This window comes from Polaromonas sp. P1_G1 (assembly GCF_056405595.1).
The window spans coordinates 1-468 of the sequence record NZ_JBFUBU010000177.1; the positions used below are offsets into that span (position 1 = coordinate 1).

Annotated in this window: 1 protein-coding gene; it reads right to left on the bottom strand. The window is 62.4% G+C overall.

Going from position 1 to position 468, the window contains the following annotated elements; translation table 11 throughout:
• Window positions 1–468, bottom strand: a 468-nt coding sequence (locus tag AC1D1Y_RS26360) for a phosphopyruvate hydratase family protein (RefSeq protein ID WP_477684947.1), incomplete at both ends; no start/stop codon positions are given.

Below are 468 nucleotides of genomic sequence, written 5' to 3' on the forward strand. Positions count from 1 at the left end.
GAACACTTCGGCGCCCCAGCGCAGGGCTTCGCGGAAGCTGGGAGCGCCCACGGGGATGATCATCAACTCTTGCAGGTCAAGGTTGTTGTTGGCGTGCTCACCGCCGTTGATCACGTTCATCATGGGCACGGGCATTTGCACGCTGCGCATGCCGCCAAAGTAGCGATACAGGGGCAAACCCGCTTCTTCGGCTGCAGCGCGGGCCACGGCCATCGAGACAGCCAGCATGGCGTTCGCACCCAGGCGGCTCTTGTTCTCCGTGCCGTCCAAATCGATCAAGGTCTTGTCCAGGAAGGCTTGCTCGGAAGCGTCCAGGCCCAACACGGCCTCGGAGATTTCAGTGTTGATGTGTTCCACGGCCTTGAGCACGCCCTTGCCGAGGTAGCGTTTCTTGTCGCCATCGCGCAGCTCGATGGCTTCGCGTGAACCGGTCGATGCACCGGAGGGAACGGCTGCACGGCCCATGGT